The following is a 336-nucleotide window of genomic DNA, read 5'->3' as shown; positions in this document are numbered from 1 at the left end:
CGGCGCGAAGGTCGCCCCGCCCTTGTAGTCGACGAGGACCAGGGCGAGGTCCTCCGGCGGATGCGTGGTCACCAGGGCGAGGACGAGCGTGCGCAGGAGTTCGGACTTGCCGGAACCGGTGGCGCCCACGCACAGGCCGTGCGGTCCCATGCCGAGTTCCGAGGACTCCTTGAGGTCCAGGAGCACCGGTTCGTGGGAGTCGTTGACACCGATGGGAACACGCAGAAAGGCACGCGGGCCGCGCGGCGCCCACAGACGCGACAGGTCAAGCCGGGCCACGTCCTCGATGCCGAGGAGTTCGGCGAACCCGACCGGTCCGGTGAGGGGAGCGTCGGT

At 70.2% G+C, this 336-nt stretch carries 1 protein-coding gene; it reads right to left on the bottom strand.

Annotated features, from left to right (window positions below; translation table 11 throughout):
- Positions 1-336: FtsK/SpoIIIE domain-containing protein (locus IH45_RS01000000144855; RefSeq protein ID WP_032919601.1), on the bottom strand; the 336-nt coding region annotated here is incomplete at both ends.

This window comes from Streptomyces rimosus subsp. rimosus, assembly GCF_000720725.1.
Lineage (GTDB): Bacteria > Actinomycetota > Actinomycetes > Streptomycetales > Streptomycetaceae > Streptomyces > Streptomyces rimosus_A.
Note: the sequence above shows the minus strand (reverse complement) of the source record. Positions and strands in the feature narration are given on the sequence as shown.